The sequence below is a fragment of the Labrenzia sp. 5N genome (assembly GCF_012395805.1).
Lineage (GTDB): Bacteria > Pseudomonadota > Alphaproteobacteria > Rhizobiales > Stappiaceae > Roseibium > Roseibium algicola.
Window position 1 is genome coordinate 220,216 of record NZ_JAAZTM010000016.1, and the last position, 14,781, is coordinate 234,996.

General features: G+C 59.9%; 16 protein-coding genes. 8 read left to right on the forward strand and 8 right to left on the reverse strand.

The window, feature by feature from the left end; all coding sequences use genetic code 11:
* Window positions 1-348 precede the first annotated feature (348 nt).
* Entirely contained in the window at window positions 349-942 is a 594-nt protein-coding gene (locus tag HEP89_RS16855) for a DJ-1/PfpI family protein (protein WP_075283535.1), read from the forward strand.
* 235 nt (window positions 943-1,177) lie between these two features.
* Complete coding sequence (locus HEP89_RS16860; protein WP_023000563.1) at window positions 1,178-1,528, forward strand: ribbon-helix-helix domain-containing protein; 351 nt, start codon at window positions 1,178-1,180, stop codon at window positions 1,526-1,528.
* Window positions 1,529-1,627: 99 nt separating this feature from the next.
* Here the strand turns inward: HEP89_RS16860 and mdoH are convergent, their stop codons facing one another.
* From mdoH to gatC, 7 genes are all read right to left on the reverse strand, one after another.
* Entirely contained in the window at window positions 1,628-3,382 is a 1,755-nt protein-coding gene (mdoH, locus tag HEP89_RS16865) for a glucans biosynthesis glucosyltransferase MdoH (RefSeq protein ID WP_077292385.1), read from the reverse strand.
* A 1-nt stretch (window position 3,383) separates the two neighbouring features.
* The gene (locus HEP89_RS16870) at window positions 3,384-3,752 is read right to left on the reverse strand and encodes a hypothetical protein (protein ID WP_077292386.1); all 369 of its coding nucleotides are present in this window, start codon (window positions 3,750-3,752) and stop codon (window positions 3,384-3,386) included.
* Window positions 3,749-5,341, reverse strand: coding sequence for a glucan biosynthesis protein (locus HEP89_RS16875; protein ID WP_286201055.1), 1,593 nt, complete (start codon window positions 5,339-5,341; stop codon window positions 3,749-3,751). Before HEP89_RS16875 ends, HEP89_RS16870 begins: the two co-directional genes overlap by 4 nt.
* Window positions 5,342-5,540: 199 nt before the next feature.
* Window positions 5,541-6,650 carry an NAD(P)/FAD-dependent oxidoreductase gene (locus HEP89_RS16880; protein ID WP_168692569.1) on the reverse strand — a complete coding sequence of 370 codons (1,110 nt, stop codon included), beginning with the start codon at window positions 6,648-6,650 and terminating at the stop codon, window positions 5,541-5,543.
* Between the two features lie 444 nt (window positions 6,651-7,094).
* Window positions 7,095-8,579: an Asp-tRNA(Asn)/Glu-tRNA(Gln) amidotransferase subunit GatA gene (gene gatA, locus HEP89_RS16885; protein ID WP_168692570.1), complete on the reverse strand. Its 1,485-nt coding sequence runs from the start codon at window positions 8,577-8,579 to the stop codon at window positions 7,095-7,097.
* Between the two features lie 12 nt (window positions 8,580-8,591).
* Complete coding sequence (locus HEP89_RS16890) at window positions 8,592-9,065, reverse strand: GNAT family N-acetyltransferase (RefSeq protein WP_075283531.1); 474 nt, start codon at window positions 9,063-9,065, stop codon at window positions 8,592-8,594.
* A 14-nt stretch (window positions 9,066-9,079) separates the two neighbouring features.
* On the reverse strand, window positions 9,080-9,367 hold the full coding sequence (gene gatC, locus HEP89_RS16895) for an Asp-tRNA(Asn)/Glu-tRNA(Gln) amidotransferase subunit GatC (RefSeq protein WP_023000570.1): 288 nt from the start codon (window positions 9,365-9,367) through the stop codon (window positions 9,080-9,082).
* A gap of 156 nt (window positions 9,368-9,523) precedes the next feature.
* Here gatC and HEP89_RS16900 point away from each other — a divergent pair, with 156 nt between their 5' ends.
* From HEP89_RS16900 to HEP89_RS16920, 5 genes are all read left to right on the forward strand, one after another.
* A complete protein-coding gene (locus HEP89_RS16900) occupies window positions 9,524-9,907 on the forward strand; it encodes a darcynin family protein (RefSeq protein ID WP_168692571.1) in 384 nt (127 codons plus the stop codon).
* A complete protein-coding gene (locus HEP89_RS16905; protein WP_168692572.1) occupies window positions 9,900-10,508 on the forward strand; it encodes a TetR-like C-terminal domain-containing protein in 609 nt (202 codons plus the stop codon). Before HEP89_RS16900 ends, HEP89_RS16905 begins: the two co-directional genes overlap by 8 nt.
* Before the next feature lie 151 nt (window positions 10,509-10,659).
* On the forward strand, window positions 10,660-11,154 hold the full coding sequence (locus HEP89_RS16910) for a YHS domain-containing (seleno)protein (RefSeq protein ID WP_006932858.1): 495 nt from the start codon (window positions 10,660-10,662) through the stop codon (window positions 11,152-11,154).
* Between the two features lie 233 nt (window positions 11,155-11,387).
* A complete protein-coding gene (locus HEP89_RS16915; protein ID WP_197923238.1) occupies window positions 11,388-12,185 on the forward strand; it encodes a siderophore-interacting protein in 798 nt (265 codons plus the stop codon).
* 170 nt (window positions 12,186-12,355) lie between these two features.
* Window positions 12,356-12,970, forward strand: a complete 615-nt coding sequence (locus HEP89_RS16920; RefSeq protein ID WP_168692574.1) for an MliC family protein — start codon at window positions 12,356-12,358, stop codon at window positions 12,968-12,970.
* 74 nt (window positions 12,971-13,044) lie between these two features.
* Here HEP89_RS16920 and HEP89_RS16925 read toward each other — a convergent pair whose 3' ends face one another.
* Window positions 13,045-14,061, reverse strand: a complete 1,017-nt coding sequence (locus HEP89_RS16925) for a 1-aminocyclopropane-1-carboxylate deaminase (protein WP_168692575.1) — start codon at window positions 14,059-14,061, stop codon at window positions 13,045-13,047.
* Window positions 14,062-14,218: 157 nt separating this feature from the next.
* On the opposite strand from HEP89_RS16925, the gene HEP89_RS16930 reads away from it, so the two are divergent.
* Window positions 14,219-14,683: an Lrp/AsnC family transcriptional regulator gene (locus HEP89_RS16930; RefSeq protein ID WP_168692576.1), complete on the forward strand. Its 465-nt coding sequence runs from the start codon at window positions 14,219-14,221 to the stop codon at window positions 14,681-14,683.
* Window positions 14,684-14,781 lie beyond the last annotated feature (98 nt).

Below are 14,781 nucleotides of genomic sequence, written 5' to 3' on the forward strand. Positions count from 1 at the left end.
TCTTGGTGTCGCCCCGGACAAGCGCAGCGCAGATCCGGGGCCTTTTCGCAAGGCACATAGCGGCATCGCGTGAGCTGGAAATCAGATGTCAGTGTGAGCTTCAGCGAGCTTCTGATCATTGATCATCATTCAATCTTGAGCAGGAGCACCTTTGTCGCAAAATAGGTCAGAGATCGGACCGGCGTTCGGCTTCCGCCTCACTTGTCTTGAATGACGGGCGGGCAAATATTCCTGCGAAAAACTCCCAAAACTGCAGAAATCTAAGCTGTAGTAGCGACCTAATACCCGTTCAAACCCGCCGGCTGCTAGCCTTTCTCCATCGCAATTTGCCAAGCTGGAGGACAGAGCATGAGCGCGAAGAAGATCCTGATGATCACGGGCGATTTCACCGAAGATTATGAGACCATGGTGCCGTTTCAGACGTTGCTTGCCATGGGTTACACGGTCGATGCGGTATGCCCCGGCAAGAAGGCCGGCGAGACGGTCGCCACCTGTATCCACGATTTCGAAGGCGACCAGACCTATTCGGAAAAGCGCGGCCATAACTTCACGCTGAACGCGACCTTCGCCGATGTCGACGTTGTCGGTTACGATGCCCTGGTAATCCCGGGTGGACGGGCTCCGGAATATCTGCGTCTTGATGCGGCTGTCATCGATGCCGTGAAGCATTTCATGGACGCGGCCAAGCCCGTTGCCGCAATCTGTCACGGCGCTCAGATCCTGACTGCTGCCAAGGTGATCGAGGGCCGCACCGTCTCGGCTTATCCGGCCTGCCGTCCGGAAGTGGAGCTTGCAGGCGCCACCTATGCCGAGATCGCAATCGACGGCGCCGTGACCGACGGCAACCTTGTTACCGCCCCTGCATGGCCGGCGCATCCGGCATGGCTGTCGCAGTTCCATGCGGTTCTAAGCGGTGCGGCCGAGGGTTCCCTGGCTGCCTGAGGCAAACGGTGCGGGCCAACAAATTGCCCGCACCATCATCTCCGTTTGCCTGGTCCGAGAAAAAGCAAGAGTGGTGCCCCGAAGGGGGCGACAAGTCCCGGGCCCGCCACTTACACGCTACCTGACCTCTTTCCCGCACGCGGGAAGCGGACTAGGCTGAGTTCAAATAACGGGCGTTGATATACCGAGACAGCTCCACGATTTCAGCTCGCCAGTCCGTCACGAAGGAAACATCATGTGCAAGCTCTTCATCGAGGCAGATTCCACGCTTTGGGAAAGCACGACAAAGTCGCTGCGCATTGACGGCATGGTGACATCGGTGCGGCTGGAAACCTTCTTCTGGAAGGTTCTGGACGAGATCGCCGGACGGGACGGCATGAATGTGGTGCAACTGATCACCAAGCTTCACCACGAGAGCATCGACGCGGGACATGATCTCGGAAATTTCACGAGCTTCCTGCGCGTTTGCTGCGGCCGGTACCTGGCCTTGCAGCTGTCTGGCGATGTGCCGACCGACAAGCGCCTGCCCATCGCGGGTTTGGATGCGGACGGCATTCTGGAAGCCGAAACCGGCCGTATTCATTGAGACATGCGCTGGAATGAGTGCATGAGCTTTCCCTGGTCATCCCGGTCATGCACCACGCTGCCGGGATGACTGATCATGTGCTGGTGAAACAGCGCCGTGTCAGGCGGCCGCTTTTTGCGAAAGCGCCAGACGCATGTCTTCGGCGACCGCAACCGGGCCTGCCTCGGTCGGGACCTGGAAGAGCCCCAGTTTCTTCGTGACCTTGCCCAGCAGCACCGACGCGGTCATCCAGACCAGGAGCGGAGCGACAACCAGTGGCAGGGCAACAGGCAGCAGCCAGTAGAACATCTCCGGCGCATAGGTGTGCGAGAAGGCGATTGCGCCGGCACCTGCAATGCTCATCCACCAGGTGGCGGAAAACGCCGCGGTGATCGGCAGCGAACCGTCGTCCCGATCGGCTGTCGGCCAGCCGCTGTCAGCGCCCGTCAGCACCTGAAACACCGAGCGGCAGTGGAACATCATGTGGATAGGTGCAAGGATCGAGGTCAGCAGGATTTCAAGGAGAAAGCTGATCAGAAGCCGCACCGGACCGCCGAAGTCCGCCGAGTTGCCGCCAAAGAGCGCCCGGGCAACAAGCAGCAGCTTGGGCAGGATCAACAAAGCCACCAGACCGAACAGCAGGGCGAGCGCCGTGGTCGTTTCCGGATGCGGAAAGACCGGGAACGGCGAATGACCGTCGAAGTAGACCGGGGGCGGAGCGACCAGCGGAGCCGCAAGGCTTGCCAGCAGGAAGATGCACCAGATCGGCGAGGCCAGGTAGGCAAAGACGCCTTGCAGGATCGAAATCCTGCTCCAGAAGCGGAAGCGTGGGGCCGCCAGAATGCGGCTGTGCTGCAGATTGCCCTGGCACCAGCGCCGGTCACGCTTGGCGTAGTCGACCATGTTGGCGGGGGCTTCCTCGTAGGAGCCCGTCAGGTCCGGGTCGAGACGTACCTTCCAGCCGTCGCGCGCCAGGAGCGCAGCTTCAACGGTATCATGGCTGAGGATATGGCCACCAAAGGGCGGTTTGCCGGTAAGCGGAGCCATGCCGCAGGCAGCTGCAAATGCGCGGGTGCGGATCAGCGCATTGTGTCCCCAGAAGGTGCCTTCCTCGCCCTGAACGGCGGCAAGGCCGCGCGCGAAGTAAGGCCCGTAGAGACCGGTCGCGAACTGCAGGAGGCGTCCGAACAGGGTGGAAAGCCCGATGATCTGCGGCAGCGACTGCAGCAGCCCCAGGCGCGGATCGGCTTCCATGCGCCGGACCATTTCCAGGATGGTCTTGCCATCCATCAGGCTGTCGGCATCAAGCACCAGCATGTAGTCGTAGGCACCGCCTGATGTGGTCAGGAAGTCGGCAATGTTGCCTGCCTTGCGGCCAATGTTCTGTTCGCGCCGCCGATAGAACAGGCGTCCGCCGGCGTTCTGGCGAACAAGCAGTCGCTCATAGGCACGCTGTTCTTCCTCGCCGACATCCGACTTGGTGGTGTCGGACAGGACGAAGAAATCGAATCGGTCCGCCGCGGGCAGGGCGGCAACCGATTTCATGATGGCTTCCAGGCGGGCGAACACCGGACCGGTTGCTTCGTTGTAGATCGGCAGCAGAACGGCGGTGCGACCTTCGGGCAGAGCTTCTGCCGTTGCCCTTTCCTCAGGCGGAAACAGGATGCCGAAGAGTGCGATACATCCGCCCCAGGCCAGCCAGAAGCTTGCTACCGCCATCAGCGCGATGCGGACGATGTCCAGCCAGTCGAAACCGTCCGACTGGACAACAATGGCAAACATGTACGAAGCGCCCGTGGTCAGGCACAGGGCGATCACTGCCATGGCCAGCCGCCGGAAGGCCGTCGACCAGGCTTCGGAGCTGGCCTTCTTCATGTCAGCGGTCCTTGGCTGGAACCGGAACGCGCTTCAACTGCGGAGCAAGTGGCTGCACAGCCCGTTGCCACAGGGCGACAAGCGGGGCAAAGCGCACGGCCAGTGGCGGGTTGAGGTCGTGATGGGGCATTTCCAGCCCGTGACGGGGTGCAGGCACCGGCAATGTCCTGATGAAGGCTGCCCGGTCTTGCGGCGTGCAGGCACAATGGTCGATACCACGGCGCGTGGCGGCAGAACCGGACAGAACGGACAAGAGGACGTCGTCGCCAAGGTCAGGCCGCTTCAGGACAGTCCTGATTTCTTCAAGCAGCTTACTGTCGGCAAAAAGGGTCGGACTGGTCGTCTGATCGATACTAACATGCGATGTCATCTGTTCCCACTCCACTGATACATCCAGGTTTCCGTTACATCGGTCCCGTCGAGTTGCAGGGCGAGAATGAACTCGACCGGTATTTCCTCGTCGTCCCGTGCGATATCGAGCACGGCACGCCAGCTGCCGCTTTCCAGCCGCTGGACGAACTGATGCTCCACCTTGCCGTTCTGCAGGGTCAGTCTCGGTGTCAGAGGAGCTCCCGCCCCCATGTCACCCAGATTTCCGCCGGCAAATTCCACGACGAACTTGCGCAGTTTCGGGTCCGGATCTGAGGCAGCCGTGCCACCATGCCCTGTGCTGGTCGCGATTACCTGTGCCAGCTCGGTTCCCGGTTCCGGTTCACGGCCCCAGATCATCCGATAGGCAAAGCGATGTTCGGAGCCTGCCTTGGCGCCGTTTTCCGGCACCCAGCAAGCAACGAGGTTGTCGTAGATCTCTTTTTCGGCCGGGATTTCCGCCAGCATGACCTGGCCGTTGCCCCAGTCGTTGATCGGCTCGATCCACAGCGACGGACGGCGCTGATACTTGGCTTCCGTGTCCTGGTAATGATCGAAATTCCGGTCGCGCTGCAACAGGCCAAAGCCTGCCGGGTTCTCCTCTTTGAAGAAGGACAGAGCAAGCTTTTCCGGATTGCGGGCCGGCCGCCACAGACGCTGGCCATTCTGGCGCAGGATCAAGAGACCGTCATTGTCATGAACTTCCGGGCGATAGTCGTCGAAGTTGGTGCGGTCGTTCTCGCCGAACAGATACATCGAAGTCAGTGGCGCAATTCCGAGGCGTTCGACATCGTCGCGCAGGAAAATGTGCGCATCCACTTCCACAACCGTGTTGATGCCCGGCTTGATCGTGAACTGGTAGGCACCGGCAACGCGCTCGCTCTCCAGTTCGGCATAGAGCCGCATTTCGGCAGCGCCGTCCGTCGGCCGCTCCAGATAGAACTTCGTGAAACGTGGAAACTCTTCCGGTCCGGCGATGGCCGTATCGATCGCAAGTCCGCGTGCGGACAGGCCGTAGACGTTGCCCTTGCCGAGCGCACGGAAATAGCTTGCCCCCAGGAACACCACCAACTCGTCGAAATATTCCGGAGTGTTCAGCGGATGGTGCAGGCGGAAGCCGGCGATGCCCGGCAGATCCACATCCTTGAATTTTTCCGGATCCAGCGGCTCGCGATATTCAAAATCCGCGCCGGTGAAGTGCAGTTCGCTGATATTGCCGTCGACGATCTCATAAAGTTCCACCGGCTCCTTGTAGAGCCAGCCCGGGTGGAACGCCTGAAGCTGATAGTTGCTGCCGGTGTCCTTCCAGACGGACTTTTCGGGATTGAACCGGATTGCACGATGCTGGTCATAATCGAGATTGGCGAGGATTTCGGGAAGAGCCGGTACATCGGGCGCAAATGCGTTCCCGGCCTTTTCTTTCATGCGCTCGACGAGCGCGGAAAAGTTAAACTCTTCGCCTGCCGCAAAGGCTCCGCCTGTTTGTGCAGGTGCGGTATTCTCTGCTGCGAGTGCAGTGCGGATGTCCGCGCCTGCCAGAGCACCGGCCGCCAGGGCCGTTGCCGATAAAAACGTGCGCCGATTGATCACGACGATTGGCCACCTTGTTGAAATTAAAGTGTTCTTTTTGGTTCACTTTTGAATGAGCACGCGCACTGCAGCAATTTTATGGAGAAAACCGGTCCAAAAAATGGCATTCCTGTGCAATGCAACATCGTACGCTTGTTCGTTCGACTTTCAAACGTCCAAACAGCCGGTTGGTTTCATATTTTTTTGAAAAAAGTTCCGCTCAGAGACCGATTGTAACCAGCTGGGAAACGTAACTTCCGATTGCTATAGCCGATGTGAGGCCGGGGGATTCGATTCCGTAGAGCGTGACCAGGCCCGCAAGGCCATGATCTGACGGCCCGTCAATTCGGAAATCGGCCGCGGGTTCACCCGGACCGGCGATCTTGGGCCGGATGCCGGAATAGTCTGGCAAAAGTGCATCGTCCGGCAGGCCGGGCCAGTAGCTGCGGATGGCGGCATAGAACCTGTCGCCCCGGGCGGGATCCACCTTGTAGTCGGCAACCTCCACCCATTCGACATCCGGACCGAAGCGTGCCTGGTGCTGCAGGTCGAGTGTCAGGTGAACACCGAGCCCGCCGGGTTCCGGCACGGGGTAGATGAGCTTGGAAAAAGGAGCCTTGCCCTGAAGCTTGAAATAACTGCCTTTTGCGAGGTAGGCGGCCGGTGGATTGGCACCCTCAAGCCCGGCCGCCAGGGCAGGTGCGCCGTGGCCTGCGGACAGGATCAACTCCTTGCAGGTGAGGGCATAGGTTTCCGTTCCCTCCGTTTCCGCATGCACTCGGTAACCGCCATCAGCCAGGCGCTCGAGGCGCGCAACTCTCGTGTTCAGCACAACCTGACCGCGGTTTGCCTCGAGCTCACCCTGTAGAGCCAGCATGAAACCGTGACTGTCGACGATGCCTGTGGAGGGGGAATGCAGTGCGCCGGTGCAGGCAAGCTCCGGTTCGGCTTCGTTCAGGCTGTCCTGGTCCAGGAATACGAGATCTGTAACGCCGTTTTCCGCCGCTTTGCGACGGATTGACTGCAGTTGCTCCAACTGATCGTTATTGGACGCAACGATCAGTTTTCCAATCTGCTCGAAACCGACGCCATTCTCGGCACAAAACCGGTAAAGCCGTTCTTTGCCCTCCACACAAAACCGAGCCTTCAGGCTGCCCGTGGGATAGTAGATGCCCGCGTGGATGACTTCCGAATTGCGGGCGCTGGTTTCCGATCCGATCAGGCCGTGCTGTTCCAGCACCATGACCTCGCGACCGGTCAGCGCCAGTTCACGCGCAATCGCAAGTCCAACGGCACCGGCACCGATAACGAGGGTTTCAATGTCATGCATGGTGTTGCCGGCAATCCTGGTTGCGCGTTCTTTTCCTTGTCAGCCCGTCATGCCACGGCTTGCTCCAGACGTCGATGCTGGAATTGCGGATGGACACACGGGCCTGGAAGTCAAATCAACGAACTTCGCTCTGCCTTGGATTGAAACCCATAATCCACGCTCCGTTATTGCCAGGCTCGACCCGGCAATCCGTCCCGTTCGTATGAGGAGCCGCAAGCATCAGCGAATAACGATGAAAGGGCGCGGCTTCAATGCCACGTCTGAGCCATGGCATGACGGTGGAGGGATGTTTGCTCCAACCCAGTTCACGCCAGGAACATGCTCTTGAGGGGACTGCCGGCTCAAAGCGACGGCAATGTTATGGTCAGGCTGGACGGACCGGAGAAAATCGGGTGTGCAGCCCCGGGCCGATGAACGGTCCGGGGCGCATATCAACAAACGGGATCAGCTCCACCAGGCTTCCGGCGAGAACGAGCCGGCGGCATCTTCGATGACCTGACCGACCTGGAACAGGGTGCTTTCCTCAAAGGGTTTGCCGATCAGCTGAAGACCGAGCGGCAGGCCATTGTTGTCGAGGCCGGCAGGGACGGAAATGCCCGGAAGGCCGGCCATGTTGACGGTCACGGTGAAGATGTCGTTGAGGTACATTTTCACCGGGTCGGAATGAAGGTCCTGGTCGGCAACGCCGAAGGCTGCCGAAGGGGTTGCCGGGGTCAGGATTGCGTCGACGCCGTTTTCCCAGGCAAGGTCGAAGTCGCGCTTGATGAGGGTGCGAACCTTCTGGGCCTTCAGGTAGTAGGCATCGTAGTAACCGGCGGACAGCACATAGGTGCCGATCAGGATACGGCGCTTGACCTCTTCCCCGAAGCCCGCTGCACGGGTGTTCTCGTACATCTCGACGATGTCCTTGCCCGGAACGCGCAAGCCGTAGCGCACACCGTCGTAACGGGCGAGGTTCGAGGAAGCTTCCGCCGGTGCTACGATGTAGTAGGCCGGCAGGGCGTATTTGGTGTGCGGCATCGCAATGTCGACGATTTCCGCACCGGCATCCTTCAGCCAGTCGATACCCTTCTGCCAGAGCGCTTCGATGTCAGCAGGCATGCCGTCCAGAAGATATTCCGCCGGAATGCCGATCTTGAGGCCCTTCACGGATTTTCCGATGGCCGCTTCATAGTCCGGCACAGGCAGATCGACCGAGGTGGTGTCCTTGGCGTCGACGGAGGCCATGGATTTCAGCATGATCGCGCTGTCCCGAACGGTGTGAGCAATCGGGCCGGCCTGGTCGAGCGAGGAAGCAAAGGCAACAACGCCCCAGCGGGAACAACGGCCATAGGTCGGCTTGATGCCGACAGTGCCGGTGAACGCGGCCGGCTGACGGATGGAGCCGCCGGTGTCGGTTGCGGTGGCACCCATGCACATGCGGGCGGCAACGGCGGCGGCAGAACCACCGGAAGACCCGCCGGGGACGAGATCCTGGTTCGAGTTCTTCTTCCGCCACGGGTTAATCACCGGACCGTAATAAGAGGTCTCGTTGGAGGAGCCCATGGCGAACTCGTCCATGTTCAGCTTGCCGAGCATGACCGCGCCGTCGGCCCACAGGTTGGACGTAACGGTGGATTCATAAGCGGGTTTGAAGCCGTCCAGAATGTGGCTGCAGGCCTGGGTGTGTACGCCCTGGGTGGCGAAAAGGTCCTTGATGCCAAGCGGGATGCCTTCCAGGGCACCGCCTTCGCCCTTGGCAAGCTTGGCGTCGGATGCCTTTGCCATGTCGCGCGCCTTGTCGGTGGTCACGGTGACATAGGCATTCAGCTTTTCATTGGCGGCTTCGATGTTCTTGATGAAGGCATCGGTCAGTTCCAGGGACGTGTAGTCCTTGTTTTTCAGGCCTTCGCGGGCCTCGGCAATGGTCAGTTTGGTCAGATCGGTCATGGATTTGAACTCTCAGGCGGCCGCCAGCGGCCGGGAATAGAAGATGGAATAGGGACTGTCGGGATAATCGAGCACCGGTCCGCAGCGGCTGAAGCCGGCTCGTTCATAGATGCGCCAGGCTGCCGGGTGTTTGTCGCCGGTTTCCAGCACGAGCATGGAAATGCCCTCCCGGGTTGCCAGCTCAATGATCCGGTCCAGAATGCGGCTTCCCAGGCCGAGGCCCTGATAGGCCGGTCTGGTGTACATGCGCTTGACCTCGGCAATGCCGTCAGCGTGCCGGTGCAGGGCACCGCAGGCAGCTGCCTTGCCGTCAATCCGTGCAACGAAGACAGTCGTTGCCTCACCGGACATCTCTTCAGCCGTCATGTGGTAGCAGGCCTCGGGCGGGCTAAGTGTCAGCAGCAGGTCGTTCAGCTCGGCAATCATCTCACCCATGTCGGCAGACAAGGACGTTTCGACGGCAATAGCTGGAACGGGTGCGATCATCCGGGTTGGTCCGCTTATTCGACGACTTTCGGCACCATGAAGAAATGATCTTCGGAGGCCGGTGCGTTCAGGGTGATGTCGGCAGCCTTGTTGCCGTCGGTCACGCCGTCAGCGCGCTTTTTCATGGTCTGTTCAACCACGGACGTCAGCGGTTCGACGCCGGAAATATCGACTTCGTCCAGTTGCTCGACAAAGCCGAGAATGGCGTTCAACTCGCCAGTCATGCGGGTCGCGTCTTCTTCGCTCACCTTGATGCGCGCCAGCCGGGCAACGCGTTTCACCGTATCGGTATCAACAGACATGTGTTCCTCGTCGTTACTGGTGCCTGAAGCGGAAATCCGCTCATGGCTTGTGCTCTTCTTGCGGCGGCCGCGCGGGGAAGGCAAGAGCGCAGGCTTGCCTTGCGGGAGAAATCGGAATAAATCGGTACCAATGGGAACCGAAATAGGGATTTGCACGTGATCCAGTCTTGCGAAACGATCCGGCCATTGCCGATGGCGGCCATCGTCTATCTGGCTTTCGAACCAGCCTGGCTGGCGCTCAGCCGCCAGGAAAGAGGCGAGGTTGCCGGCCAGATCGGCACAATCCTGGCGCGTCATCCAGAGGTTGCCTTCGAATGGTTTGACGCCGATGCCCTGGCAGGCGGGTTTTCGGATTTCGCGATCTGCCGGTTTTCCGACATGCGCGCCTATCATCACTTGTGGGAGGGACTGCGCGACACGGTGATCTTCTCAAAACCCTATGCGCGGATCGTCAACGTGACGACCGGCATTGAGAATGGCTTTCAGGACTACGAGGCAAATCTTCAAAGTGCTGCGGTTCCGGAGGCTGGAGATGCCTGAGGAAGGCATTGCCGGCCGGCCGCGGGAGGGCAGGGTCAGCAAGGCGCTTCTGGAGGCCACGCTGATTGAGCTTGCCGAAAACGGCTATGAAAAGACGACGATTGCCGCCATTGCGGCGCGAGCGCGCACCAGCAAGCAGGCGGTCTACCGGCGCTATGCGGACAAGGGGGCGCTGATTGCGGCGTCTGTCGAAGCAGCACTTGCCAGCGTGAACCCGGCACCGCCTCAGCGGGGCAGTGTTGCGGAGGATCTGCGGCAATGTCTGTCGAACACCGTTGCGGCCTTGCAGGATACCGCGTTGGGCGCGGCGGTTCGGGCACTGGTTCCCTATCGAAGCAGACCGGACCTTGCTGGCGTCCTCGATGAGGCGGAGGCTGCCAGACGTCTGGTCCTGCGGCAGATCTTCATCGCGACCCCGTTCGAAGCTGACATGGAAGCGCGGATCGACCTGCTTCTCGGCCTCATCTATTTCCGCCTGCTGATCCGCAATATCAGGATCGAGATGAGGGACATAGAAACGGCCATCTATCTGGTGCTGGGGCTGGTGGCACCGCGCCAACCCGTACCACGCCCGGATCTGCCGGGCCTCCCCGGATTGTGAAGCCAGCCGCCATCACGATTTTCTCGCTCTTCGTTAGCGGCTCTGTGATCAAGGGTGATTGGCCAAATTCTGCGGCAGAAGACATGTTTTTTTCCGCGTGGAGCGTTAGGCTTCACCTGATCACGCCATTCACACTCCATTGGAGACGCACATGACGCTCTATACGTCCAAATCCGTTCTGCTGGGACTGACCGCGCTCTTCTCCGCTGCTGCCTTTACCGCTTCCGCCGACGAGATCACCACCTTCACCAAAGGTGGAGCCGCGATTGGCGGAACCGATCCGGTGGCCTATTTCACGGCCGGAAAACCGGTTGCCGGCTCCGATGAATTCACCGCGGAATATGACGACGTCACCTGGAAGTTCTCGTCTGCGGAAAACCGCGACAAATTCCTTGCCGACCCGGCGAAATATGCCCCGCAATACGGCGGTTTCTGTGCCTTCGGTGCGGCCATGGGATTCAAGGTGCCGGTGGTGCCGGAAGCCTGGTCGATCGTGGACGGCAAGCTTTACCTGAACAACTCCCTGAAGGTTCAGGAACGGTTCGAGGAAGATGTGCCGGGCTATATCCGCAAGGCGACCCTTAACTGGGACATCATCAAGGACAAGAACCCGGGCGACCTGAAGGAACCGATCATCCGCGAGTGACGCGGCGGTTGCAGTTTTCATCGGCAACCCCGCCCGCCGGCGGGCTCAGGCCTTTTTGCAGGAAAACCAATCTTCTCATCGTCTTCCCGGCAAAGCTCGGTGCGAGCGGGATTGGGGAGGCGCGAAGCCTCTCCTGAGGGGCGCGGAATGACTTTTCCAAAAGGTGGATCTTTAAATCGGCTTCCGCTGATGTTAAATCATGAGATTATTACTCAAGATTTATGAGGTGCCCCTTGGCCACTCCACCGAAACGCAAGCCCCGCTTTCTGACCGTCAAGACGACGCGCTACCTCAGCCCCAATCTCATCCGTGTCACCTTTGCAGGTCCAGAACTGGAAGGCTTTCCGGAAGGCCACGAGGGTGCGAACTGCAAGTTGCTGTTGCCGCGCGACGGTGAAAGCCGAGAGGCCTTTGAAGCGTATTTTGCACCAGACGGACCATCCGAACGTGTGCATCCGGTTCGCACCTATACCGTTCGATCCTTCCGCAAGGAGGCGCTCGAACTTGATATCGATTTTGTTGCGCACGGCGACGAAGGCCCGGCAACGCGCTGGGCTCAGCAAGCCGCGGAAGGGGACTTCCTGGGCTTTATGGGTCCCAGCCAGCCGAAGATCACCGAGTTTCATGCCGACTGGTATCTGCTGGCAGCGGACCTTTCAGCAATGCCGGTTGTCGAAGCGACGCTTGAGGCAATGCCCCGCGATGCTAGCGGGCTTGTGCTGTTTGAAGTGCCCTCGGAAGAAGACCGGCGCGACATTGCAGCACCTGAAGGGGTTGAAATCAGGTGGTTGATCCAGGAGCGTCCACATGTGCCGTCAACTGCGCAGGTTGACCTTGTGAAGTCCCTGGAATGGCCTGCCGGAACCATCCAGACCTGCATTGCAGGTGAAAGCTCCGTCATTCGGGCGCTTCGGGATTACCTTCACAACGAGCGGGAAGTCCCCAAGGCAGACACCTACATCTCCGGCTACTGGAAAATCGGACTTGTCGAGGACGAGCACCAGCAGCTCAAGCGGGCGGAAGCCGCCTGAAGCCCTTCGCCGGAAAAGCGCACGCTTCACCGGTTGGCGCCGTTCCAACCGGAAGGAGCTGGTGACCACCCGGTGAAGCGTGCTGGTGCACAGCTTTCGTCCATCCCAATCTTGCCATCAACCTGAGATCCCTTAGATCTGTTGATACAGGTCTTTCGGGAGGTGGTCTCATGCGTGGTTTGACAGTTGGTCTTGGTCTCTTTGTTGCTGCGGTTGGCTTTGTGCCGGCGGCCTGGGCCGCCGGTCCGGCCTTCGATTGCGCGAAAGCGGAAAGTTCGGCTGAAAAGCTGGTCTGTTCGAATGACGATCTGGGAGCGCTGGATCAGAAACTGGCGGATGTCTATGAAGGCGCGGTCAGCGTCGTGAAGTCGCTGGATGCGGGCGCGGAAGAAGAGCTCAACACGCTGAAGGCCTATCAGCGCGGCTGGGTGAAGGGGCGCGACGACTGCTGGAAGAGCGACGACGAACTCTCCTGCGTCCGCTCGGCCTATGAACGGCGGATCGCCGAGCTGACCGCGCGCTATCAACTGATCAAGGGACAGGCCCCGGTCTTTTACACCTGCAACGATAATCCGGCCGACGAGATCGTCGCGACGTTTTTCGATACGGAACCACCGTCTGCCCGGCTGGAACGCGGCGACACGACGGAGATTGTGGTGCAGGGGCCAAGCGGATCCGGCGCACGCTACGAGGGGGACTTCGGCATTCTGTTCTGGAGCAAGGGAGACGAGGCCATGGTCGAGTGGCCGCAGGGCACGTCTTTCGACTGCAAGGCGCGCAGCTGACAGGCCTTGGGATGGGCCTGTCAGGCCACGGGAACCGGCCGGTGTGATCCGCACAGCGGCCGGACTGACCAGGATCAGCCGTCCTTGTAGTAGTAGCTGTAGCCGTGGAGGGCAGGCGCGCCGCCCAGATGTGCGTAGAGCACCTTCGATCCGGCTGGAATTTTGCCCTTCTTGACCAGGTCGATCATGCCTTGCATGGATTTGCCTTCATAGACCGGGTCGGTGATCATTGCCTCGGTCTTTGCGGCAAGCCGGATGGCGTCGTTGGTTTCTTCAGACGGAACGCCATAGGCCGGATAGGCGTAATCGGGATTGATCACGATCTCGTCGTCCCGCACCGCGCGGCCAAGCTCCACCAGGGAGGCCGTGTTGTCGACGATCTGACGGACCTGTGCACGCGTCTGGTCCACCGTGCCGGAGGCGTCGATGCCGATCACGCGGTCGGCCCGGTTCTGGTCGGCAAAGCCAACGATCATTCCGGCCTGGGTCGAGCCGGTGACCACGCAGACGATGATGTAGTCGAAGGAGAAGCCGAGTTCTTCTTCCTGCTGCTTCACTTCCTCGGCGAAGCGCACATAGCCAAGGCCGCCGTATTTGTGCACGGACGCACCGGCGGGAATGCCGTAAGGCGTGCCGCCGGCATCGCGCACGGACTGCATGGCATCTTCCCAGCTCTGGCGGATGCCGATGTCGAAGCCGTCGTCGACCAGGCGGGAATCCGCGCCCATCAGGCGGGTCAGCAGAATGTTGCCGACACGGTCGTAGACCGCATCATAGTGGGGCACCCACTTTTCCTGCACCACGACGCATTTCATGCCGATCTTTGCGGCGGTTGCCGCAACCATGCGGGTGTGGTTGGACTGGACGCCGCCGATGGAAACCAGCGTGTCTGCGCCGGAAGCGATCGCGTCGGGTACGATATATTCCAGTTTCCGCAGCTTGTTGCCGCCAAAGGCAAGACCGGAGTTGCAATCGTCCCGCTTTGCATAAATGTCCACCTTGCCGCCAAGCGCTTCGGAAAGCCGGGGTAGAGGTTCGATGGGCGTTGGGCCGAAGGTGAGGGGATAGCGTTCAAACTTGCTGAGGTTCATGGAGCACACCGGATTGATTGTTGACCCTTTGAGCCTTGCAGAAAACTTCAGAAAGGTGCTTTCAAAGTTTGATGTATTTTTTCTGTCAATGAGAACTTGAAGCGTATATTGACTCCTCAATCATCGAATTAAGGTCAAAAAACTGAAAGATTCTTCCATGGCTGGCGAGCTCGACCGGATTGACCGCAAAATTCTCAAGCTGCTGCAGGAAGATGGCCGTCTCAGCAACGCCGAACTTGCCGGTCTGGTAAATGTCAGCCCGGCCACCTGTCACAGACGGACGCAGCGGCTGTTCGACGAGGGCTTCATTCAGGGCGTGCGCGCGCAAATCGATCCGCAAAAGGTCGACAGATCTGCCCTTGTGATCGTGGGTGTGGTGCTGGACCGGTCGACGCCACAAAGTTTTGCGGAGTTTGAAGAAGTGGTTCGCAAGGCGGACTTTGTTCTCGACTGCCACCTGGTGGCGGGCGACTTCGATTACTTCCTGAAAATCCGCACACGGGACATGGCGGACTTCAACAAGCTGCACGGCGAAAAGCTGATTGCGCTGCCGGGTGTGCGCCAGACCCGAACGTTTTTTGTCATGAAGGAAGTGACGGACAACGCGCCGCTGCCTTTCTGAAACAGTTCGGCTTCCCTGGTCGCCGGCCTCGCAGACCGGCCGACTGATGAGCGCCCCGGATCTGCTGCCTGAAATTCCCTTCCATTGTTCTGCCGTCA

Excerpts from the sequence above, each read along its gene's own strand:
- gatA (WP_168692570.1), bottom strand. The coding sequence starts at position 8,579 with ATGACCGATCTGACCAAACTGACCATTGCCGAGGCCCGCGAAGGCCTG.
- gatC (WP_023000570.1), bottom strand. The coding sequence starts at position 9,367 with ATGTCTGTTGATACCGATACGGTGAAACGCGTTGCCCGGCTGGCGCGC.
- HEP89_RS16905 (WP_168692572.1), top strand. The coding sequence starts at position 9,900 with ATGCCTGAGGAAGGCATTGCCGGCCGGCCGCGGGAGGGCAGGGTCAGC.
- HEP89_RS16860 (WP_023000563.1), top strand. The coding sequence starts at position 1,178 with ATGTGCAAGCTCTTCATCGAGGCAGATTCCACGCTTTGGGAAAGCACG.
- HEP89_RS16870 (WP_077292386.1), bottom strand. The coding sequence starts at position 3,752 with ATGACATCGCATGTTAGTATCGATCAGACGACCAGTCCGACCCTTTTT.
- mdoH (WP_077292385.1), bottom strand. The coding sequence starts at position 3,382 with ATGAAGAAGGCCAGCTCCGAAGCCTGGTCGACGGCCTTCCGGCGGCTG.
- HEP89_RS16910 (WP_006932858.1), top strand. The coding sequence starts at position 10,660 with ATGACGCTCTATACGTCCAAATCCGTTCTGCTGGGACTGACCGCGCTC.
- HEP89_RS16930 (WP_168692576.1), top strand. The coding sequence starts at position 14,219 with ATGGCTGGCGAGCTCGACCGGATTGACCGCAAAATTCTCAAGCTGCTG.
- HEP89_RS16890 (WP_075283531.1), bottom strand. The coding sequence starts at position 9,065 with ATGATCGCACCCGTTCCAGCTATTGCCGTCGAAACGTCCTTGTCTGCC.
- HEP89_RS16925 (WP_168692575.1), bottom strand. The coding sequence starts at position 14,061 with ATGAACCTCAGCAAGTTTGAACGCTATCCCCTCACCTTCGGCCCAACG.
- HEP89_RS16920 (WP_168692574.1), top strand. The coding sequence starts at position 12,356 with ATGCGTGGTTTGACAGTTGGTCTTGGTCTCTTTGTTGCTGCGGTTGGC.
- HEP89_RS16880 (WP_168692569.1), bottom strand. The coding sequence starts at position 6,650 with ATGCATGACATTGAAACCCTCGTTATCGGTGCCGGTGCCGTTGGACTT.
- HEP89_RS16855 (WP_075283535.1), top strand. The coding sequence starts at position 349 with ATGAGCGCGAAGAAGATCCTGATGATCACGGGCGATTTCACCGAAGAT.